The following is an 18,644-nucleotide window of genomic DNA, read 5'->3' as shown; positions in this document are numbered from 1 at the left end:
CCTGCCGTAGTCGGGAAGCGGGTGCCTGTGAATCAGTGTGCCGGGACGAGATTCACCCGGAACATCTTGGGCCACAGCTTCCCGGTGACGAGGAACTGGCCGGTCCCCGGCACCGCGGCGATCCCGTTGAGCACGTCCGCCCGCTCGCGTTCCTCGGCGGTGAGCAGGCCCGAAGCGTCGATCCGGGCGGTGACCGCGCCGCTCGTGGCGTCGATCCGCACGATCTCGTCGGTCTGCCAGACGTTCGCGTACACGGTGTCGCCGACACACTCCAGCTCGTTGAGCCGGTCGACCGGCTCACCGTCCTCGGTGACCGGCACCGACCCGGTCTCGGCGAAGGTGGCGGGGTCGCGGAAGGCGAGCCGCGCCGAGCCGTCGCTCATCACCAGCCGGTCCCGCTCCGGCTGGTGGCACAGGCCCCAGCCCTCGCCCGCGTACTCGACCCGGCGCCGCTCGGCCAGCGTCGCCGGGTCGCGCTCGAACGCCACCCCGCTGCGCCACGTCAGCTGCCACACGCGGGACCCGGCGACGGTGACGCCCTCCCCGAAGAACGGCTCGGGCAGCGGGACCACGACCTCCGGTTCGCCCTCGACCGGACCCGCGCGCAGGGAGGACCGGCCGACCAGGCCGGTGCCCTCGTACAGCCGGCCGCGCGCGATCTCCAGTCCCTGCGTGAACGCCTCGGGGTCGTGCGGGAGGACCTCGACGACCTCGACGCGGAGCTGTTCCACCCCGTTTGCCGGCGCGGGAGCCGGTGCCGCCCCGCACCCGGCCATGGCCGTCACCGCAAGGAGCCCGCTGAGTACTCGTCGCACCCCTCCAGCCTGGCACGAAGCCGCGCGGCGCGGTGCTGCACAATGGGGGCTTATGACCCTCCTGCTCACCCTCGACGACGGCGCGCTCCGCCAGAAGCTGGTCGATGCGGTCGAGCTGGCCCGTGCGGCCGCCGAGCTCGACGCCGGTGCGGACTACGTCGGGGAGCACGTCGGGATCGAACCCGAGGACGCCGTCTCGGTGTCCCACCTGTTCGACTCCAAGGTTCCCGGCTACCGGGGCTGGCGCTGGTCGGTCACGGTGGCCACCGCCGACGCCGAGGCGCCGGTGACGGTGAGCGAGGTCGCGCTGCGACCCGGTCCGGACGCGCTGGTCGCGCCGCCGTGGGTGCCGTGGGACCGGCGGGTCCGCCCCGGTGACCTCGGGGTCGGCGACCTCTTCCCGACCGACGAGGACGACCTCCGGCTCGCGCCCGCCTACCTGGCTTCCGACGACCCGCAGGTGGAGCAGGTCGCCCGGGAGCTCGGTCTCGGCCGGGTGCACGTGCTGTCCCGGTACGGCCGGGAGGAGGCCGCGGCCCGCTGGCGCGGAGGCGAGTTCGGCCCCAGGTCCGACATGGCCCGCAGCGCCCCGGACGTGTGCGGCACCTGCGGGTTCTACCTGCAGCTCGGCGGCTCGCTCGGTGCGGCGTTCGGGGCGTGCGGCAACGAGATCTCGCCCGCGGACGGGCATGTGGTGCACGCCGAGTACGGCTGCGGAGCGCACTCCGAGATCCAGGTCGAGGTGACCTCGTCGGTGCCCGTCGCCGAGCTGGTGTACGACGACTCGCTGCTGGACATGGAGCCGGCACCGGAGGAGCGGGCCGAGGCCGGCGAGCCGCAGGGTGAACGCTCCGAGGCCTGAGCCCGGCGCGGACTTCCGGATCGGGGAGCTGCGCTCGGGAGTCCTGCGTGCCTGGCGCGACTCGCCCACCCGCCTCACCGAGGACACCAACGCCGAACGCGACCTGCGCGTGGGCGGCTACCGGGACCGGCTGTTCGTCGAGCTCGCGCAGAACGCCGCCGACGCGGCCGCGCTGGCGGGCGTCCCGGGGCGGCTCCGCGTCCGGCTCGCCGGGGGCGAGCTGCGGGTGGCGAACACCGGTGCGCCGCTCGATGCCGCCGGGGTCGCGGCGCTGGCCTCGCTGCGGGCGTCCGCCAAGCGCGAGGGCACCGTGGGCCGGTTCGGGGTCGGCTTCGCGGCCGTGCTCGCGGTGACCTCCGAGCCGCGCGTGGTGTCCCGGACCGGCGGCGTCGCCTTCTCCGCGGACCGCACCCGGGCCGAGCTCGGATCGGAGGGTGAGGTGCCGGTGCTGCGGCTGCCGTGGCCGCTGCCCGCGGGCGAGCCGGACGTGCCCGCCGGCTTCGACACCGAGGTGCGGCTGCCCCTGCGGTCCGGGGTGGACGGTGCGGCACTACTCGGTCTCGTCGCCGGTGAGGTTCCCGACCTGCTGCTGGCCCTGCCGTGGCTGGCCGAGGTGGACGTGGCGGGCGACCGCTGGACGCGAACCACCACGGGCGCCACGGTCGTGCTGACGGCGCCGGACGGCACGTCCGGCCGGTGGCTGACCCACCGCGGCGAAGGTGGGACGTGGGCGGTGCCCGTGGACACCGGCGGGGTGCCGCGACCGGTCGGCGAGGACGTGCTGCACGTTCCGACGCCGACCGACGAGCGGCTCTCGCTGCCCGCGCGGCTGCTCGCCCCCGTGCCCGTCGAGCCCTCCCGCCGTCGCGTACTCCCGGGTGGACGGACCCGCGCGGCGCTGGCGGCGGCGGCGAACGACTACCCGGCGTTGCTGCGCCTGCTCCCCGCCGAGCACCGGCTCGCGCTGGTGCCCGGCGCGGGGTTCCCGCTGTCCGAGGTGGACAGCACGCTGCGCGAGCTGGTGCTGCGGCGGCTCGCCACGGCCGAGTGGCTGCCCGCCGCCGCAGGCGGAGAGCTCGGCGTCGCCCACGCCCGCGTGCTCGGCATCGACTCGCCCGCGCTCGTCGAGTCGCTCGCGGAGGTGGTTCCGGGGCTGGTCGCCGCCCCGCTGTGCGGGCAGTCGCCTGCCCGCGTGCTGGCGACCGCCGGCGCGGGCACCGTGGGCGCGGCCGGGATCGTCGACGCCGTCACCGGGCTGGAACGTCCCCCGTCCTGGTGGTGCGTGCTCTACGACGGGCTGCTCGCCGCCGTCGAGGAGCGGGTGGTGGCGACCGACGAGCTCGGTGCGCTCCCGGTGCCGCTGGTCGACGGCCGCACCGTGCCCGGACCGCGCGGCGCGCTGCTGCTGGACGACCCCGAACCGCTCGCCGGGCTCGACGTGGTCGGGCTGCACGTGGTGCATCCCGACGCGGCGCATCCGCTGCTGGAGCGGCTCGGCGCGACCAGGGCCGGACCCGGCGACCTGCTGGAGGCACCCGCGCTGCGTGACGCGGTCGAGCGCAGCGTCGCCGACGCACGGTCCGGAGTGGACGTGCTGCCGCTGGTCGACACGGTACTGCGGCTGGTCTCCGCCGCGGGCGCCGGGGAGCTGGGCGCGCTGGCGCTGCCCGCCCGCTCCGGCTGGCGGCGGGCGGACGAGCTGGTGCTGCCCGGCGCGCCGCTGCTCGACGTGCTCGACCCCGAGGCGGTCGGCGACGACGCGCCGCTCGACGTGCTGGACACGGACTTCGCCGCGCGGTGGCCCGAGCACGTGCTGACCGCCGTCGGCGTGCTCGACACGTTCGCCGTGGTGTCCGACGACGAGCCCGGGGAACCCGGCCACGACCTGCCGGAGGAGGCCGAGTGGTGGGACTCGCTGCCGGAGCCGCCCGGCCGGCTGCTCGCGGTGCGCGATCTCGACCTCGTCGCCGACGACGCGTGGCCGGCCGCCGTGCGGCTGCTCGCCGCGCGGCCGGAGACCCATCGCGCGCTCACCCTGCCCGGCGGGCACACGCGCTGGTGGCTCGCCCGGTTCGCCGTGCTCGGCGGCGGTCTTCCCGCCGAGTGGCGGCTGCCGTCGGCGGAGCACCTCGCCGGGTTGTTCGACCCCGTGCCCGCCACCGGCCTGCCGGAGGAACTGCTCGCCGCGATCGGGGTCAGGACGGACCTGACGCCCGCCGACGCCGAGGACGCCGCCGACCTGTGCGCGCGGTTGGCCGACCCAGGGCGGGATGTGCCGCCCGGGCTGGCGCTGCGCGCGCACGAGGCGCTCGCCGGGGCGCGGTTCGCCGGCCTGGAGCCGCCGGACGCCGTCCGCGCGCTCGACGGGTCCGTGACCGACGCCGCGTCCGCGGTGGTGCTGGACGCGCCGTGGCTGCTCGCCGTGTGGCCCGCCGACCGGCTGGTCGCCCTGCCGGGGTTCGCCGACGCCGCCGCGCTCGCCGACGTGCTGGACCTGCCGCTGGCCGGTGACGTGACCACCGGCCGGGTGACCAGCGAGGGCGAGTTCGCGCGCTGGCGCGACCTGCCCGCGATCCGCGAGGTCGCCGGGCTGCTCGGCGCCGACCTGCCCGACGGCGGCGTGCTGGTGCACGAGGAGCTGACGGTGGGGGACACGGCGGTGCCGTGGTGGTTCGACGGGACGCCGCACGCCGCCGACACCGCGGACGGGCTGGCCAGGGCGTTCGCCTGGGTGGCGGGCCGCTGGGCCGACCGGTTGCTGATCACGGCACTGCTCGACGAGCCCGACGCGCGCACCTTGCTAGCCTGAGGCCCCCCGGCCCCCCGGGGCTCTCGCCCGGCCGCTGTCAGAGGCCGCGCTGGGCCCCCCGGGAGCCACGGCGGGACGCCGCGCGCTGCCACGCCATGATCGCCATACCGACGAAGCCGAGCCCGCCCCCGGCGAGCGTCGTCCACAGCCACACGCCGCGGATGCCGGCGAGCAGGAGCACGAGAGACGCGAGGAACCAGAGCACTGTGCCGACGATCACCACCGGCCACAGGTCGACCAGCGGCTTCGGCAGGTCGGGCGGAGGCCGAAACCGGCCCGTCACGCCCGGGGAGTTGCTCGGTTCTTCCACGTGGGGAAGGCTACCGCTGCCCTATCCGACGCGAGGCAGGTGACGATGGCACGAACGACCGAACAGACCCGGTCGGCCGGAGACCGGCTCGACCGGTTCTTCAAGATCAGCGAGCGCGGCTCGACGCCGGGCCGGGAAGTCCGCGGCGGGCTGGTCACGTTCGTGACGATGGCCTACATCGTCGTGCTCAACCCGCTGATCCTCGGCAGTTTCTCGGCGGAGGGTCCCGGTGCGAAGACCGACGTCACCGGGGCGATCCTGCCGGTGCCGCAGGTGGCGGCGGTGACCGCGCTGGTCGCGGGCGTGATGACCATCCTGATGGGCCTGGTCGCGAACTACCCGTTCGCGCTCGCGGCGGGGCTCGGCATCAACGCACTCGTCGCCGTCAACATCGCCCCGCTGATGACCTGGCCCGCCGCGATGGGGCTGGTCCTGGTCAACGGCCTGGTCGTGCTGCTGCTCGTGGTGACGGGCGTGCGCACGATGGTGTTCAACGCCGTCCCGCAGCAGCTGAAGGCGGGCATCGCGGTCGGGATCGGGCTGTTCATCAGCCTGATCGGGCTCGTGGACGCCGGGTTCGTGCGGCGCGTCCCGGACGCGGCGGGCACCACGGTGCCGGTGGAGCTCGGCATCGGCGGCTCGATCGCCTCGTGGCCGACCGCGGTCTTCGTCGTCGGCCTCATCATCATGGGCATCCTGGTCGCGAAGAACGTCAAGGGCGCCATCCTCATCGGCGTGCTCGCCGCCACCGTGATCTCGATCGTGGTGGAGGCGATCGTCGGGGTCGGCCCTTCGGGCGGGACCAACCCGAAGGGCTGGAACCTCGGCTACCCGGCGCTGCCGGAGGACGTGTTCGGGGTGCCCGACCTCTCCCTGCTCGGGGAGGTGTCGTTCGGCGCCTGGGCACAGGTGCCCGCGATCACCGCGGCGCTGTTCGTGTTCACGCTGGTGCTCACCGACTTCTTCGACACGATCGGCACGATGACCGGGCTCGGCCGCGAGGCCGGGCTCGTCGACCGCGACGGCAAGCTGCCGAACGTCGGCAAGACGCTGTTCGCCGACTCGCTCGGGGCGGTCGCGGGTGGTGCGGCCTCGGCCAGTTCGAACACCGTCTACATCGAGTCGGCCTCCGGCATCGCGGAGGGCGCGCGCACCGGGCTCGCCAACATCGTGACCGGGTTGCTGTTCATCGCGGCGATGTTCTTCACCCCGCTCTACGAGGTGGTGCCGATCGAGGCCGCGGCTCCCGCGCTCGTGGTGGTGGGCGCGCTGATGATCCGGCAGATCACCGAGATCGACTTCCGGGACTTCGGCATCGCGCTGCCCGCGTTCCTGACGATCGTCGTCATGCCGTTCACCTACTCCATCGCGAACGGCATCGGCGTCGGCTTCGTCAGCTACGTGCTGATCCAGGCGTTCACCGGCCGTGCCCGCCGGGTGCACCCGCTGATGTGGGTGGTCTCGGCCGCCTTCGCCGTGTACTTCGTGATCGGCCCGCTGCAGAGCCTGTTCACGTAGTGGCCGTGCCGCCCGCGCGCGGGTTGCGTGCCTCACGCTCCGGGCGCCCCGGCTCTGATCGTAAGGTATGCTAAGGATGTGTCCGAGTCTGCCGAGCCTGCCGGAAATTCCGGGGAGAGAACGCTGGCGAGCCGGCTGCGGCTCGCCGTCGTTCGGCTGAACCGCAGGCTGCGGGCACAACGCACCAGCCAGGACCTGTCGCTGACCCAGGTGTCGGCGCTGTCGACACTGCACAAGTGCGGCGCGATGACGCCGGGCAAGCTCGCGGCCAAGGAGGGCGTCCAGCCGCCGTCGATGACCCGCGTCATCGCCGCGCTGGAGGACGTCGGCTACGTCGAGCGCAACCCGCACCCGACGGACGGCAGGCAGGCCATCGTGTCGATCACCCAGGCGGGGCTCGACTACGTGCACGCCACGATCTCGGCGCGGGAGGCCTGGCTGGACAAGCGGCTGGCGGAGCTCGGCGCCGAGGAACGCGCGATCCTCTGCCGGGCCGCCGACATCATCGACCGGATGGCGGAGAACGACTGAGGCTGGAGGCGACAGCACCGCGTGAGTCTGACGGGCAGCGAAACTCGGGTCCCCTGGAAGTCCCTCGCTACCCCGAACTCACCTCCGGCCACCGCCGGTCACCCGCGCAAGGAGTCGCGGCGCGGCATGTTCGCCTCGCTGCGGGTGCGCAACTACCGCCTGTTCTTCTCGGGCCAGGTCGTGTCGAACATCGGCACCTGGATGCAGCGCATCGCGCAGGACTGGCTCGTCTTCACGCTGAGCGGTTTCGACCCGGTGGCGCTGGGGATCGCGGTCGCGCTGCAGTTCACGCCGACGTTGCTGCTCTCGCTGTGGGCCGGAGTGCTCGCCGACCGGATCGACAAGCGCAAGCTGCTGGTCGCCATCCAGACGGGCACGCTGCTGCAGGCCGCGGCCCTCGGCGTGCTCGACGTCCTCGGCATCGTCACGTTGTGGCAGGTCTACCTGCTGTGCTTCGTGCTGGGCACGCTGTCGGCGCTGGAGGTGCCGACGCGGCAGTCGTTCGTCGCGGAGATGGTGGGCCGGGACCAGGTGGCCAACGCCGTCGCGCTGAACTCGTCGGTCTTCAACATGGCCCGCATCGTGGGTCCGGCTATCGCCGGTTTCGCGATCACCGTCGTGGGCACCGGCTGGCTGTTCCTCGGTAACGCGCTGAGCACGCTCGCCGTGCTCGCGGGCCTGTTGCTGATGCGGCCGGAGGAGCTGTTCCGCGGGCCCGCGGTGGCCAGGGCGAAGGGCCAGCTGCGGGAGGGGCTGCGCTACGTCCGGGGCAGGCCCGATCTGGTGACCGTCATGGTGCTGGTGTTCTTCGTGAGCACCTTCGGCATCACGTTCTTCACGTCGCTGGCGATCGTCGCGGGCAACGTGTTCGAGACGCGCGCCGACGGCTACGGCCTGCTCTCGACGCTGCTGGCGGTGGGCACGTTCACCGGCGCGCTGCTGGCGGCGCGCCGGGGCACCCGGGGACGGCCCAGGGTGCGGTTGCTGCTCGGCTCGGCGATCGCGCTGGGCGCGCTCGAGATCGGCACCGCGCTCATGCCGACCTACCTGGCGTTCGGGCTGGCGCTCGTCCCGCTCGGCTTCGCCACGATCACGTTCCTCAACACGGCCAACGCGCTGGTGCAGACGTCGGTCAGCCCGGACATGCGGGGCCGGGTGATGGGGCTGTACGTGCTGGTGCTGATCGGGGGCAACCCCGTCGGCGGGCCGATGACCGGCTGGCTGGCCGACCTGTTCGGCGGGCGCTCGCCGTTCTACATCGGCGGCGCCGTGTCCGTGGTCGCCGCCGTGGTGTGCGCGCTGATCCTGGCGCGCCGGTCCCGCGATCGGGTGAGCCCGGTCACCGGCCCCCTTGCCGAGCGCGTGAGGTTAGGCTAACCTCATAAACGTCCGCTTCGTGGTGGGAGCGGCAGTCAGTTCGGGAACGGACGAGGCCCCGATCCGGAGGAATCCGGGTCGGGGCCTCGTTCGTGTGCGGCCTCCGGCAGTGAATGGCACATCGCGTGCGCTCAATGCAGGCGATGTGCCATTCACTGGCTCGGTGCCGGTCAGGAGAGGAGCAGGCCGTTGCGGCCGGCCTTGGCGTCCTCGAAGCGCTTGCCGATCTCCGCCCAGTCGTAGACGTTCCACAGCGCCTTGACGTAGTCCGGCTTCACGTTCTTGTACTGCAGGTAGAACGCGTGCTCCCAGACGTCCGTCATGAGGATCGGCACCGTCGGCAGGACCATGTTGTTGTGGTGGTCGCGCAGCTGCTGGATGATCAGCTTCTTGCCGATCGGGTCCCAGGACAGCGCCGCCCAGCCGTTGCCCTGGATCGTCGTGGCGGCGGCCTCGTAGTGCGCCTGGAACTTGTCGAAGGAGCCGAAGCTGTCGTCGATCGCCGCGGCCAGCTCGCCGGTCGGCTTGTCGCCCCCGTTCGGGGAGAGGATCTTCCACCACACGACGTGGTTGGCGTGTCCCGCCAGGTTGAACGCCAGCGTGGTCTCCAGGCCCACGATGCTGCCGAAGTCGCCGGAGTCCCGCGCCGCCTCGAGCTTCTCCATCGTCTGGTTCGCACCGTTGACGTACGTCTGGTGGTGCTTGGAGTGGTGCAGCTCGTTGATCTCACCCGAGATGTGCGGCTCGAGGGCGCCGTAGTCGTAGTCGAGATCAGGGAGCTCGTAGATGGCCATTAGCTCTCCTTCTGCGATGACACAAGTTCTTACGCTGCCAAACCTAGTAGCAGAGGCGAGGCCGGGCGAACCGGGTCGCTCCGAAGTCGACCTTGGTTTCTCCACCTAAGTCGAGGTCAAGGCAGATGTAAGGACGGCCACAGTGCCGCGGGGGGAGCTACGCCGCGGCCAGTTCCTCGCTGCTCTCGGCGAGGTCGGCGAGGACCGCGATGTTCAGCTCGAACGCGTGCAGCGTCTCGGCCACGATCCGCTGCCGCTCCGCCTCGCCCCACGGTGCCGCGTCGAGGTTCGCCTTGTAGTGCCTGCGGAACGCCGAGGGGCTGCCGAGGGCGCCGAAGTCGTAGAACCGCGCTCCCGCCCCGGTGATGCCGTACGTGCGCCGGAGCAGGGCGCCCACCACCTGCCCGCCGGCCAGGTCGCCGAGGTAACGCGTGTAGTGGTGGGCCACGAAGCCGCCCGGCCAGTCGAACGCGACCTCCCGCAGCCTGTCCACGTACCGCTCGGTGGCGGGCACCGGCCGGATCGTCCGCTCCCAGTCCGGCCCGGCGAGGAAGGCGAGGTCCTCGGCGAGCGCCGGGACGCGGCGCAACTCGTCGACCACGAACGGCGCGCCGACCGGGTCGCCTGCCATCGCCTCGCCCGCCGCCTCCAGCTCGCGGTAGACGAACCAGTACTGCGCGGCCAGGCGGGTGTAGCCGGCCAGGCTCAGCGCGCCGTCGAGGAGTGCGCTCATGTAGCGGGAGTGGTGTGCCCGGTCGTGCACCTGCCTGGTCGAGTGCCGCAGGGCCTCCGAGAACGCACCGGAAAGCACGGTCATCACGCTCCTCGATCCGACAGGATCTGACAACCTGTCAGAATGAGCGTAGGGGAGAACCCGGGGTTAGGCTACCCTAATTCGCCGCGCCCGTCCGTTTTTAGCCCGACTGCGCGCAGAACGAACCGAACGGCCGAACCGATCACCCCGTCGAGCCGGTCGGCCGGGACGTCCACCACCTGCGTGGTCGCGAGCGCGGCCGAGATCATCGGCACCACGACGTCGAGGTCCTGCTGCGGCAGGGCCCCGGTGCGGATGCCCTCGGCGAGGATGTCCCGCAGCAGACCCGCGATCGGATCGGCGTGCGCCGCCACCCGCCGGTACGCCGACGGGCCCAGCGCCGAGGCGAGCGTCCCCCCGGGCGGCAGGTGGTAGTCCGCCAGCGCGCGCAGCTGCAGCCGGGTGAACGTCGCCAGGCGCTGCACGGGGTCCGCGGCCGCCGCCAGCGCCTCCCGCAGGCGCTCCACATACCGCGCCGCCTCGTGTTCGACGAACGCGACCAGCAGGTGCTCCTTGTCCGGGAAGTGGTTGTACATCGCCGTGCGTCCCACCCCGGCCTCGGCGGCCACGCCCGCCAGCGTGACGCCGTCGAAGCCATGCTCGTAGAGCTGGTGCCGCAGGGCGTCGAACACCCGCAGCCGCACCTGGGCGCGGTGCTCGCGCAGCGATCCGCCGATGATCTTGGGCATGGCCACCTCCCGGCGCACCCAGGGTAGAGCGTGCCGGGAACCGCCTCAGCTCAGCGGCCAGGAATGCACCGGTTCGCCCGCCCTGGAGAACTCCAGGTACTTCGCGAGCATCGCCGCCAGCGCGGAGTCCCGGTCGAGGCCGCGTTCCTCGGCCAGCGCCACCGTGGCGCGCTGCCAGCTGCTCCCGGTGCGCCGGGTCAGGCAGCGCTGCTCGATGACGCCGAGGTAGCGCTGCGCCGCCGTCTCGGACACCTCGGAGGCCCGCAACCCCTCGTGCGCGAGCGGGAGCAGTACGCGCAGCACCAGCTCGTCCGGCGGGATCCAGCCGATGCCGGGCCAGTACAGCTGGGCGTCGAACCCGTTGCGGGCACCCGCGTACAGGTTCTCCTCGGCCGCCTGGAACGACATCTGCGTCCAGATCGGCCGCTCCTGCTCGGCCAGCGCCCGCTGGGCGCCGTAGAAGAACGCCGCGTTGGCCATCATGTCCAGCACGGTCGGGCCCGCCGGGAGCACCCGGTTCTCCACCCGCAGGTGCGGCTTACCGTCCACCACGTCGTACACGGGCCGGTTCCAGCGCCACACGGTGCCGTTGTGCAGGCGCAGCTCCGACATTTTCGGCACCTGCCCCGACTCCAGCGTCTCCACCGGATCCTCGTCGTCGGTCTCCGGCAGCAGCCCGGGGAAGTACCGTACGTTCTCCTCGAACAGGTCGAAGATGGACGTGATCCAGCGTTCGCCGAACCACACCCTCGGCCGCACGCCCTGGTTCTTCAGCTCCTCCGGACGGGTGTCGGTGGCCTGCAGGAACAGCGGGATCCGCGTTTCGTGCCACAGCGCCTTGCCGAGCAGGAACGGCGAGTTCGAACCGAGGGCGACCTGGACCCCCGCGAGGCACTGCGCGGCGTTCCAGTGCGCGGCGAACTCCTCGGGGGCCACCTGGAGGTGCAGCTGCACCGACGTGCACGCCGCCTCGGGCAGGATCGACTCCGCGTGCGCCCGCAGCCGCTCCGGCCGCTGCCCCGCCAGCGCGACCCCCTCCAGCGAGAGCACGGTCTGCTCGCCCCGCGCGGCGAAGATCTGGTCGTTGAGCAGCGAGTAGCGGGCGCTGTTGGTGAGCCACTTCTGGTCGAAGTGCTCGTGGGTCAGCGTCGGCAGGATGCCGATGAGGGCGAGGTGCGCGCCCGTCTCCTCCGCCTTGGCGCCCGCGTTGTCGAGGTACCCGCGCAGGTCGTCCTCCAGCTGCAGGGCCGAGTCGCCGTCGAGCGGCCGGGGCGGCACGTTCAGCTCCAGGTTGTGCTGCGAGAGCTCGGTGGTGAACGAGGGGTCGTCGAGTGCCTCGAGAACGGCCATGTTGGACATCGAGGGCCGCATCTCGGGATCGACGAGGTTCAGCTCCACCTCGAGCCCGATGTGCTTGCGCGGGAACGAGAAGCTGCCGTCGGAGAGCATCCGGGCGAGCGTGTCGAGACACCGCTGGACCTTCCGGCGGTAGCGCCCCCTGTCCTGTGGCTTGAAGGTGTCCGGCGATACGTCCTTACCCATGGCGCATCCCTGTTCTCTTCCGCCACGGCTCCCCGAACGCCTTGGCGACGACCCTGCCGGGCGAAACGGTGGCACATGCGGGGGGCCCGGGCTAGCGGCCAAACTGGTGCTGTCGGTCACCTCCCTCTCACCGTGAGCGAGAATCAGCCGTTCGCTACACCTGGATACCCTCCTTCGGCGCACGGACAACCGTCGAGTGGCGGATGGCAGACTCGGCGCGTGGCGCTGATCTACACCGACGACGAGGCCGACGAGCGGCTCGACGACTTCCGCGACCTCACCACCGCCGACCGGCGGCCCGACCGGCCCGGCGGGCGCGGACTGGTGATCGCCGAGGGCACCGTGGTCGTCCGCAGGCTGCTCGCCTCGCCGTACCCGGTGCGGGCGCTACTGGGAGTAGAGCGCAGGCTGCGGGAACTGGAGGGCGATCTCGCCGGCCTGGCCGTGCCCGCGTACGTCACCTCCGCCGACGTGATGGCGCGCGTCGTCGGCTTCCACCTCAACCGGGGTGTGCTCGCGGTCGCCGACCGCGCGCCGCGGTCCACGCCGGAGCAGGTGCTCGAAGGGGCCAGGGTGGTGGCCGTACTGGAGGGAGTCGGCGACCACGAGAACCTCGGCGCCCTGTTCCGCAACGCCGCCGCGCTCGGCGTGGACGGGGTGCTGCTCGGACCTGGGTGCGCCGACCCGCTCTACCGGCGCAGCGTGCGGGTGTCGATGGGCAACGTGCTGCGGGTGCCGTTCGCGCCGCTGCCGGACTGGCCCGCCGGGCTGGACCTGCTGCGGTCGGGCGGATTCCGGGTCGCGGCCCTCACTCCCCGGCCGGACGCCGTGGACCTGTGCGAGCTGAGCGGACCGGCCGAGGCCGAGGGGGACCGGGTTGCGTTGCTGTTCGGCTCGGAGGGCCACGGGCTCTCCGACGGCGCGCTCGCGGCGGCGGACCTCGCCGTCCGGATCCCCATGGCGGGCGGCGTCGACTCGCTCAACGTCGCCACCGCCGCGGCTGTCGCGTTCTACGAGATGGGGCGACGCGGATGAACCAGGCGGAGGGCGGCGCGGTGGTCGAGCTGGGGTTGCGCGGCGAGCGGCCGGTGCTGGCGGAGCCGTCGGGCGGCAGGTGGGCCGACCCGCGTCAGCTCCCGCTCGGCGAGGACCTGACCGACGCGCTGTACGAGTGGGCGAAGGTGGCGGGCGCCGTCCGGCGCACGGGCGGGGAGACGCCCCGGGCGGAGGCGGCCGCGGTGGTGTCGCGCCGGGGCAGGCAGCTCGCCGGCCGTGTCGCCGCGGCGCTGGGCGTCCGCGTGAGCTACCGGGATCCGGTGACGGGACGCACCGTCGTGGTCGCCCCGCCGGAGCGCCCGCCCCGTCCGTCGGTGGGCAGGCGGCTGCTCGGGGAGGAGCCGAGCCGGAGCACCCCGACGCCGTGGGGCACCGGGCTGGTGGTCGCCGCGTTCATCGGCGCGGTGGTCGCCATCGCGATGCTCGCACTGGCCAGGACGCTCGCCGAGGAGACCACCGGCTGGCTCGCGTTCGGCGCCACGGTGGTGGTCACCGCGGGCCTCGCGCCGTCACTGTGGCTCGCGCGGAAGCTGCCGATCGTGCGCTGGGTGGTGCTCGGCGCGGCGGGCGGGCTGGTGTTCGCCTGGATCGGCGTGCTGGCGATCCTGTGGTGAGCGCCCGGCCCCGGCGCGGGTACCGGCACCGTGCCTGGTCACCTCTCGTGAGTGCATGGCGTTGTTCTAGCCACGTTTCTCACTCACGAGAGAGGTGGATGCTGTTGGCGATCCGCACCGTCTCCTCGGTGATCGTCGTCCAGCCAGCCTCGCGCTCGGTCGTGACGTCCACCAGGACCACGTGCCTGCCGTCGGGCGCGGGGATCTGCACCTCGACGCGATACACCGGCCGCACCTCCTCGAACGGGTGGCCGCGCATCTCGGGCGGCAGCCGGTACTCACCCGCCGTCGTCGCCGCCAGCGCGGGGCCGATCGCCAGCTGGACGACGCGCGCGTCCGCGTTCGGCCTGCGGCTGCGGTATCGCATGCGCAGTGCCTCCGCGACGACCCGCGGATCGCTCGCCCGCTCGCCGTCGTCCACGAGTTCCTGCGGCACCAGCTCCACGACCGCGAGCGAGAAGGTGGCCGGCACCCGTTCGGCACCGACCTCGAACCGCCCGAAGAGCCGCACCGAGTTCTCCACGTCCGGACCGCCCACCACCGGTTCCTCGGCGAAACCGGGAGGAAGGTCGATCCGGACGTCGGGTATGGCGTCGGGGCTGGACCCCTTGATGAGTTCTGTCATAACCGTTCTTCCGCGCCGTCGAGCTCCCCGTGTGACCGCCCCTGCCCGGTCGACAGAACTGTAAACGGATCAACCCCGCCCCGGGTGCGGAACCTCGGGAATCGTGCTCGTCACATCCGCCCGCGCGGGAGAGAATGCGACATGGCCGACGATCCGCTCGACCGGCTGCGGCAGCTCTGCCTCGCCCTCCCGGAGACCACCGAACGGCTCAGCCACGGGGAACCGACGTGGTTCGTCCGGGGCAGGAAGACGTTCGTCATGTACGCCGACCACCACCACGACGACCGGCTCGCGTTCTGGTGCGCGGCGCCGCCCGGGGTGCAGGAGGAACTGGTGGCGCAGGACCCCGGACGGTTCTTCCGGCCGCCCTACGTGGGGCACCGGGGCTGGCTGGGCGTCCGGCTCGACGTGGACGTCGACTGGACCGAGGTCGCCGAGATCGTGGCGGACGCGTACCGGACCGTGGCGCCGAGGTCACTCGCCGAGCGGTTGCCCTGAACCTGCGGTTCCGGTACCGCGATGCGGGGCCGGCGGGCGGCTTAGGTAGGTTGACCCCATGGTTGCGCCGACTGACTCGGACACGCCCCACGTCGTCGTCACCGGCGGTTGTGGCTTCATCGGCCGCGCCGTGGTCAGGGCGTTCCGAGATAGAGGGGCTCGGGTCACGGTCGTCGACCGCGAACCGCTCACCGTGCGCGACGAGGGTGTCACGGGCATCCAGGGCGACCTGGCCGACCCCCGCGTGCGGGAGGCCGCCGTCCGGCCCGGCACCGATGGCATCGTGCACCTGGCCGCCGTGACGTCCGTGCTCCGGTCGGTGGAGATGCCCGCGACGACCTATGCGGAGAACGTCGCCATCACCCACGAGCTGCTGGAGCTCGCCCGTACCCGCGGGGTGCCCCGGTTCGTGTTCGCCTCCACCAACGCCGTCGTCGGCGACGTCGGTGGGTCGACGATCTCCGAGAGCCTGCCGCTGCAGCCGCTCACCCCGTACGGTGCGACGAAGGCCGCGTGCGAGATGCTGCTCTCGGGCTACGCGGGCTCGTACGGGCTCGCCGCGTGCGCGCTGCGGTTCACCAACGTCTACGGGCCCGGCATGTCGCACAAGGACAGCTTCATCCCCCGGCTCATGCGGGCCGCGCTGCACGGCACCGGTGTCCGGGTCTACGGCGACGGCAGGCAGCGCCGCGACCTCGTGAACCTCGCCGACATCGTGCGGGGCATCCTGCTGGCGTGGGACCGCGAGTACACCGGGCGCGCCATCCTCGGCTCCGGTCACTCGGTCTCGGTGCTCGACATGATCGACGCGGTCCGCGAGGTCACGGGCAGGCCGCTGGAGGTCGAGCACGTGCCCGCGCCGGAGGGCGAGATGCCGGCCGTCGTCGTCGACCTGTCCCGCAGCGAGCGGGTCCTCGGCTACCGGCCGCAGGTCAGCCTCACCGAGGGACTCGCGGAGGTGTGGGAGTACTTCGTCGAGCACGATCGCGAGAAAGTGCCGGAGTGAAGGACTTCCTTCGCCGGCACTGGCTCCTGCTGATCTTCCTGGTCGCAGGTGTCACGCTGCGAGTGCTCGCCTGGCTGGCCTACCGGCCCGCGCTGCTCTACATCGACTCCTACCGCTACCTCGACAACCTCGACGCGCTGCATCCGGTGGCGCTGAACCCGCTCGGCTACACCTTCGTCCTCAAGGGCCTCCTGCAGTTCGGGGGCCTGGCCTGGGTGGAGGCGGTGCAGCACGCGGTCGGCGTGGGGATCGCCGTGGCGCTCTACGCCCTCGCCCGGCGTAACGGCGTATGGAACTGGCTGGCCGCCCTGGTGGCCGGGGTCGTGCTGCTCGACGCCTACCAGCTGCAGATCGAGACCATGATCATGTCGGAGGTCTGGTTCCAGGCCCTGCTCGTCGGCATGCTCTGGGTCCTGCTGTACCGCGGCGGGACGACGTGGCGGCAGGCGCTGCTCGCCGGGCTGTTGGTGGGCGCGGCGATGATCACCCGCACGATCGGTGTCGTCGTGGTGGTGCCGCTCGTGCTGTACCTGCTCGTCGCGGGCGGCGCGCTGCGCGGCCGGGTGAACTGGAAGCAGGTGGCCACCCGCTGCGTCGCGGGCCTCGCCGGCGTGGCGATCGTCGCCGGTCCGTACATGACCTACGCGTTCGCGGTCACCGGCAGCCCCCGGCTGTCGGGCGCGTCCACACACGTGGCCTACGGCCGTGCCGCCACGATCGCCGACTGCTCCCAGCTCCAGCTCGAAGGCAACCTGCGGCTGTTCTGCCCGGCCGAGCCGCTCGGCGAGCGGCGGGGCGTCGACTGGTACACGCACTACGTCTATGGCAACCCGTACTGGCCACCGGGACTTCCGGCGGGCGCGGACAAGCAGGCTCTGGCCGACGAGTTCGCCGGCCGCGTGTTCACGAACCAGCCGCTCGACCTCGCCGGGGCCGTGCTCACCGACTTCATGAAGCATTTCGGACCGGTGAAGGTGACGTCTCCCGGCGACGTGCCCGCGGATCGCTGGTACTTCAAGACCAGCTACCCGCCGTACTCCGAACCGCCCGATCCCGGGCTGCGCATGGCCAATGCGGCCGCGATGTTCTTCGACGGCGTGCCGGTCGGCGTGAACGAGGACATCGCGAGCTTCCTGCGGACCTACCAGCGGGGTGGATATCTCTGGGGCCCCGCGCTCGCCGTGTGCGGACTCCTCGGGGCCGCCGCGGTGGTGGGAGCCGGTCGCGCCCGGCGGTCCGGGCTACGCTCTGCCGCTTTCCTGCCCACCGCATCAGGCCTGCTCCTGCTGCTGGGGTCGTCCGCTTTCGAATTCTCCTGGAGGTACCAGTTGCCCGCTTTGGTGCTGTTGCCGATCGGTGGCGCGATCGGATTGGCTGCGTTGTTCGGGCGTAACAAATCCCCCGAACCGGCTAGGCGCAGGGAGAAGCTGGCTCCATTTCCGGACGAAACAGACAGCGCCGCGATCGCGGATTTTCGCGCCAAATACGGTAACGCTCCGCTCGCCCCGCTGACGGTGGTGATCGCCGCGTACAACGAGGCGAAGGGCATCGGCTCGGTGCTGCGGGACATGCCGGGCGAGTGCGCCGGTCACGACGTCTCCGTCCTCGTCGTGGTGGACGGCGCCACCGACGACACCGCCGAGGTCGCCGAGCGGAACGGGGCGTTCGTGTGCGTGGCGGAGCGCAACCGTGGTCAGGGCGCGGCGTTGCGGCTCGGCTATCACCTCGCCGCCGAGTGCGGCGCGCGGTACATCGTCACCACCGACGCCGACGGCCAGTACGACAACGGCGAACTTCCGATGCTGGTCAAGCCACTGCTGGACGGTTCGGCGGACTTCGTGACGGGCTCGCGCAGGCTGGGCAGCGAACAGGCCGACAGCAAGATCCGCTGGCTCGGCGTGCGCGTGTTCGCCGCACTCGCCACCGTGCTGACCCTGCGCAAGATCACCGACACCTCGTTCGGCTTCCGTGCGATGGGAGCCGACCTGGCGACGTCGGTGACCCTGCGGGAGCCGCAGTACCAGTCGTCGGAGCTGCTGCTGGGAGTGATGGCGCGCGGGGCACGCGTGCTCGAGGTGCCGCTGTCCATGCGGCTGCGCAACAACGGCGCGAGCAAGAAGGGGCGCAGCCTGTACTACGGGGCGAACTACGCCCGGGTCATGACTGGGACGTGGCTGCGCGAGTTCGTACTGCGCCGGCGAACACGAGACGGTCGAGCAGTGCGAACTTCATGAGGAACACGAGCGCGTAGCTGCTGATGTAGGCGGCGTCGAGCACCAGGACGCGCGCGACGTGCGGCAGGTCGAGCGGGGCGATGAGCAGGGCGCCGAGCTTCGTCGCCCCGACCGCGGTGAGCCCGCCGGTCGCGATGACCGCGAGGTAGGGCAGCAGTTCGCCGCGCACCCTCGGCTTGCCGCGGCGGCCCCACGCCCACTTGCGGGCGACGAGGTAGTTGGGCACGGCGCCCGCGACGAAGGCCAGCGCCGCGGCCATCCCCGCGCCCGTGGCCTGCGTCGACAGCAGGACCAGCAGCGTCAGCTGGCTGATGCCGGTGGCCAGCAGGGAGCTCGTGGCGGCCCTCGCCAGCCGGACGATGCCCCGGGGCCGGTTTCCCCGCGGGTCCTCGGGGGTAGCACTGCCTGTGGTCACATCCGCCATTGTGCACGTCGTGATTTCGGGGGAGTGGCCGCACCGCCACAACCGTCCGCGATGTCACGCCTGGTCGACGTTCGAATGCGGTCGGTAAAAGGGTACCGCGCTGCGGCACCCCCGTTACCGACCCTT

18 protein-coding genes are annotated in these 18,644 nt (G+C 72.2%); 10 read left to right on the top strand and 8 right to left on the bottom strand.

Annotation, left to right across the window (positions count from 1 at the left end):
• Window positions 1-32 precede the first annotated feature (32 nt).
• On the bottom strand, window positions 33-776 hold the full coding sequence (locus B0I33_RS05025) for a glutaminyl-peptide cyclotransferase (RefSeq protein ID WP_106177342.1): 744 nt from the start codon (window positions 774-776) through the stop codon (window positions 33-35).
• Window positions 777-867: 91 nt separating this feature from the next.
• On the opposite strand from B0I33_RS05025, the gene B0I33_RS05020 reads away from it, so the two are divergent.
• Complete coding sequence (locus tag B0I33_RS05020) at window positions 868-1,677, top strand: DUF3027 domain-containing protein (protein ID WP_106177341.1); 810 nt, start codon at window positions 868-870, stop codon at window positions 1,675-1,677.
• Window positions 1,658-4,486, top strand: coding sequence for a sacsin N-terminal ATP-binding-like domain-containing protein (locus B0I33_RS05015; protein ID WP_245900449.1), 2,829 nt, complete (start codon window positions 1,658-1,660; stop codon window positions 4,484-4,486). The genes B0I33_RS05020 and B0I33_RS05015 overlap by 20 nt, the downstream gene beginning before the upstream one ends.
• A gap of 37 nt (window positions 4,487-4,523) precedes the next feature.
• Here the strand turns inward: B0I33_RS05015 and B0I33_RS05010 are convergent, their stop codons facing one another.
• Complete coding sequence (locus B0I33_RS05010) at window positions 4,524-4,796, bottom strand: DUF2530 domain-containing protein (RefSeq protein WP_106177340.1); 273 nt, start codon at window positions 4,794-4,796, stop codon at window positions 4,524-4,526.
• Window positions 4,797-4,841: 45 nt separating this feature from the next.
• On the opposite strand from B0I33_RS05010, the gene B0I33_RS05005 reads away from it, so the two are divergent.
• From B0I33_RS05005 to B0I33_RS04995, 3 genes are all read left to right on the top strand, one after another.
• Window positions 4,842-6,314, top strand: a complete 1,473-nt coding sequence (locus B0I33_RS05005) for an NCS2 family permease (RefSeq protein WP_106177339.1) — start codon at window positions 4,842-4,844, stop codon at window positions 6,312-6,314.
• A gap of 78 nt (window positions 6,315-6,392) precedes the next feature.
• Window positions 6,393-6,845, top strand: coding sequence for a MarR family winged helix-turn-helix transcriptional regulator (locus B0I33_RS05000; protein WP_106177338.1), 453 nt, complete (start codon window positions 6,393-6,395; stop codon window positions 6,843-6,845).
• A 21-nt stretch (window positions 6,846-6,866) separates the two neighbouring features.
• The gene (locus B0I33_RS04995) at window positions 6,867-8,222 is read left to right on the top strand and encodes an MFS transporter (protein ID WP_425440439.1); all 1,356 of its coding nucleotides are present in this window, start codon (window positions 6,867-6,869) and stop codon (window positions 8,220-8,222) included.
• A gap of 170 nt (window positions 8,223-8,392) precedes the next feature.
• Here the strand turns inward: B0I33_RS04995 and B0I33_RS04990 are convergent, their stop codons facing one another.
• The 4 genes from B0I33_RS04990 to B0I33_RS04975 form a co-directional block, all read right to left on the bottom strand.
• Complete coding sequence (locus tag B0I33_RS04990; protein WP_106177336.1) at window positions 8,393-9,016, bottom strand: superoxide dismutase; 624 nt, start codon at window positions 9,014-9,016, stop codon at window positions 8,393-8,395.
• A gap of 157 nt (window positions 9,017-9,173) precedes the next feature.
• Window positions 9,174-9,833: a biliverdin-producing heme oxygenase gene (locus tag B0I33_RS04985; protein WP_106177335.1), complete on the bottom strand. Its 660-nt coding sequence runs from the start codon at window positions 9,831-9,833 to the stop codon at window positions 9,174-9,176.
• Window positions 9,834-9,901: 68 nt separating this feature from the next.
• Window positions 9,902-10,519 (bottom strand): TetR/AcrR family transcriptional regulator, encoded by a 618-nt coding sequence (locus B0I33_RS04980; protein ID WP_106177334.1) that lies wholly within the window; start codon window positions 10,517-10,519, stop codon window positions 9,902-9,904.
• A 45-nt stretch (window positions 10,520-10,564) separates the two neighbouring features.
• The gene (locus tag B0I33_RS04975) at window positions 10,565-12,061 is read right to left on the bottom strand and encodes a glutamate-cysteine ligase family protein (RefSeq protein WP_106177333.1); all 1,497 of its coding nucleotides are present in this window, start codon (window positions 12,059-12,061) and stop codon (window positions 10,565-10,567) included.
• A 225-nt stretch (window positions 12,062-12,286) separates the two neighbouring features.
• Between B0I33_RS04975 and B0I33_RS04970 the strand changes: the two genes are divergently transcribed.
• Window positions 12,287-13,096 (top strand): TrmH family RNA methyltransferase, encoded by an 810-nt coding sequence (locus B0I33_RS04970; RefSeq protein ID WP_425440445.1) that lies wholly within the window; start codon window positions 12,287-12,289, stop codon window positions 13,094-13,096.
• Window positions 13,093-13,731 (top strand): DUF2537 domain-containing protein, encoded by a 639-nt coding sequence (locus tag B0I33_RS04965; RefSeq protein ID WP_106177331.1) that lies wholly within the window; start codon window positions 13,093-13,095, stop codon window positions 13,729-13,731. Before B0I33_RS04970 ends, B0I33_RS04965 begins: the two co-directional genes overlap by 4 nt.
• A 79-nt stretch (window positions 13,732-13,810) precedes the next feature.
• On the opposite strand, the gene B0I33_RS04960 is transcribed toward B0I33_RS04965, so the two are convergent.
• Entirely contained in the window at window positions 13,811-14,356 is a 546-nt protein-coding gene (locus B0I33_RS04960; RefSeq protein ID WP_106177330.1) for a hypothetical protein, read from the bottom strand.
• A 141-nt stretch (window positions 14,357-14,497) separates the two neighbouring features.
• Here B0I33_RS04960 and B0I33_RS04955 point away from each other — a divergent pair, with 141 nt between their 5' ends.
• Genes B0I33_RS04955 through B0I33_RS04945 form a run of 3 tightly spaced genes read left to right on the top strand, consistent with a single transcriptional unit; the run spans window position 14,498 to window position 18,094 of the window.
• Window positions 14,498-14,854 (top strand): MmcQ/YjbR family DNA-binding protein, encoded by a 357-nt coding sequence (locus tag B0I33_RS04955; RefSeq protein WP_106177329.1) that lies wholly within the window; start codon window positions 14,498-14,500, stop codon window positions 14,852-14,854.
• Window positions 14,855-14,912: 58 nt separating this feature from the next.
• The gene (locus B0I33_RS04950; RefSeq protein WP_106177328.1) at window positions 14,913-15,860 is read left to right on the top strand and encodes an NAD-dependent epimerase/dehydratase family protein; all 948 of its coding nucleotides are present in this window, start codon (window positions 14,913-14,915) and stop codon (window positions 15,858-15,860) included.
• A complete protein-coding gene (locus B0I33_RS04945; RefSeq protein ID WP_106177327.1) occupies window positions 15,857-18,094 on the top strand; it encodes a glycosyltransferase family 2 protein in 2,238 nt (745 codons plus the stop codon). The genes B0I33_RS04950 and B0I33_RS04945 overlap by 4 nt, the downstream gene beginning before the upstream one ends.
• Here B0I33_RS04945 and B0I33_RS04940 read toward each other — a convergent pair.
• Window positions 18,018-18,518, bottom strand: coding sequence for a GtrA family protein (locus B0I33_RS04940; RefSeq protein ID WP_106177326.1), 501 nt, complete (start codon window positions 18,516-18,518; stop codon window positions 18,018-18,020). The genes B0I33_RS04945 and B0I33_RS04940 overlap by 77 nt on opposite strands.
• Between the last annotated feature and the right edge of the window lie 126 nt (window positions 18,519-18,644).

Origin of the sequence: Prauserella shujinwangii, from assembly GCF_003001955.1 — a bacterium.
Lineage (GTDB): Bacteria > Actinomycetota > Actinomycetes > Mycobacteriales > Pseudonocardiaceae > Qaidamihabitans > Qaidamihabitans shujinwangii.
Note: the sequence above shows the minus strand (reverse complement) of the source record. Positions and strands in the feature narration are given on the sequence as shown.